General features: G+C 64.0%; 3 protein-coding genes. All 3 read left to right on the top strand.

What is annotated here, in order from left to right:
- Nucleotides 1–153: 153 nt before the first annotated feature.
- Nucleotides 154–315 (top strand): DUF1328 family protein, encoded by a 162-nt coding sequence (locus tag EN750_RS30905; protein WP_013528842.1) that lies wholly within the window; start codon nucleotides 154–156, stop codon nucleotides 313–315.
- Nucleotides 316–411: 96 nt separating this feature from the next.
- Entirely contained in the window at nucleotides 412–1,296 is an 885-nt protein-coding gene (dapF, locus tag EN750_RS30900) for a diaminopimelate epimerase (protein WP_127398988.1), read from the top strand.
- A partial coding sequence (locus EN750_RS30895; protein ID WP_127398987.1) for a radical SAM protein occupies nucleotides 1,296–2,200 on the top strand: 905 nt, incomplete at its 3' end. The genes dapF and EN750_RS30895, both read left to right, overlap by 1 nt.

Here is a 2,200-nt window from a genome sequence, read left to right as displayed (position 1 = left end):
TTCCACGGCAGCGCTTTCGCGCCTTGCGGCCGGGCGAGGTATGGAATGTACCGGAGCACATAGTGCCCTGATCCGCATCGGTTTCGACGGAACCCCAGCGCGGCAACAGCGTTTTCATGCGGTTGAAAAATCTGTCGGTTGCGAGGCATCGCCATGCTCAAATGGATCATCATCCTCCTGATCGTCGCCGCGGCGGCGAGCCTGCTCGGCATGCCGGCGCTGGCAGGTGCTGCCGCCACCGGCGCGCGCATCCTTATCGGCATCGTTCTGATCATCTTCCTGCTGGTGGTGCTGGGCATTTTCGCCGTCACGTAAGTCCGGCGCTTTCGCCGTGACCAAGCGGCTGCGCACTGGTAATTCCTGCCCGTTTCCGCCATATAGCGCCAAACGGACACGGAATTTTTCGGAGCAATGGCCAGCACTGCCCCTTTCGCCAAGATGAACGGCATCGGCAACGAGATCATCGTTGCCGATATGCGCGGCCGTGCCGATCGAGTGACGGCGGCGGCGGCGATTGCGCTGAACGCCGATGCCGCGACCAGCTTCGACCAGATCATGGCGATCCACGATGCCAGGACGCCGGGCACCGCTTTTTTCATCGACATATTGAACTCCGACGGAACCGGTGCGCAGGCCTGCGGCAATGGCATGCGCTGCGTCGTCCAGGCGCTCGCCGCCGAGACCGGCCAGAAGATCTTCACCTTCGAAACCGTGGCGGGCATCCTCAATGCGCGCGAACATGCCGACGGTTCGATCTCGGTCGATATGGGCACGCCGCGCTTCGGCTGGCAGGATATCCCGCTGGCCGAGGAATTCCGCGACACCCGCATGATCGAGCTGCAGATCGGCCCGATCGACGCGCCGGTGCTGCATTCACCCTCGGTCGTCTCGATGGGCAATCCGCACGCCATCTTTTGGGTCGACAATAACGTCTGGTCCTATGAGTTCGACCGCTTCGGCCCGCTGCTCGAGAACCACCCGATGTTCCCCGAGCGCGCCAACATAACCATCGCGCAGGTCACTTCGCCCGAAACAATGGTCATCCGCACCTGGGAACGCGGCGCCGGCCTGACCAAGGCCTGCGGCTCGGCCTCCTGTGCGGCCGTGGTGGCCGCGGCCCGTACCAACCGGACCGGCCGCAGCGTCGGTCTGTTGACGCCAGGCGGCGGTACGCTGCATGTCGAATGGCGCGACGATGACCATGTGGTGCTGACCGGCGCCGCCGAATGGGAATTTTCCGGCAGCTTCGACCCGTCGAACGGGACATGGGCCCGCGACACCGAAAGCGCGGCCTGATGTCCGCTCTGCCCAAGAGCCCGATGTCCCAGGGCATCGATGTCGTCACCTTCGGCTGTCGGCTCAACACCTATGAATCGCAGGTGATGCGGCGCGAGGCTGAAAGTGCCGGTCTGGGCGCGCTGGAAGGTGGCGCCGTGATCTTCAACACCTGCGCCGTGACAGGCGAAGCAGTGCGCCAGGCCAAGCAGGCGATCCGCAAGGCCCGCCGCGATAACCCGCGGGCGCGCATCATCGTCACCGGCTGCGCCGCGCAGACCGAGCCTGAAAAATTCGCCGCCATGGACGAGGTCGATCTCGTGCTTGGCAATGAGGAGAAGCTGAAGGCGCATTCCTATCGCGCGCTGCCGGATTTCGGCGTCAACGACACCGAGAAGGCGCGCGTCAACGATATCTTTTCGGTGCGTGAGACCGCAGGCCACATGGTCGACGCCATCGAGGGCCGGGCACGCGCTTTCGTCCAGGTGCAGAACGGCTGCGACCACCGCTGCACCTTTTGCATCATTCCCTACGGCCGCGGCAATTCGCGCTCGGTGCCGATGGGCGCCGTGGTCGAGCAGGTCAAGCGGCTCGCCGGCAACGGCTATGCCGAGATCGTTCTGACCGGCGTCGACATGACCAGTTTTGGGGCCGATCTGCCGGGCGCGCCGAAGCTTGGCAGGCTGGTGAAGACCATCCTCAGGCAGGTGCCCGATGTGAAGCGCCTGCGGCTGTCCTCTATCGATTCGGTCGAAGCTGACGACGATTTGCTCGATGCCATCGCCACCGAGCCCAGGCTGATGCCGCATTTGCATCTGTCGCTGCAATCGGGCGACGACATGATCCTGAAGCGGATGAAGCGAAGGCACCTACGCGATCAGTCGATCCGCTTCTGCGAGGATGTGCGCAAGCTGCGCCCCGGTAT

This window comes from Mesorhizobium sp. M7A.F.Ca.ET.027.03.2.1 (assembly GCF_003999175.1).
Lineage (GTDB): Bacteria > Pseudomonadota > Alphaproteobacteria > Rhizobiales > Rhizobiaceae > Mesorhizobium.
This window is presented reverse-complemented; position numbering and strand designations above follow the sequence as displayed.

Excerpts from the sequence above, each read along its gene's own strand:
- EN750_RS30905 (WP_013528842.1), top strand. The coding sequence starts at position 154 with ATGCTCAAATGGATCATCATCCTCCTGATCGTCGCCGCGGCGGCGAGC.
- dapF (WP_127398988.1), top strand. The coding sequence starts at position 412 with ATGGCCAGCACTGCCCCTTTCGCCAAGATGAACGGCATCGGCAACGAG.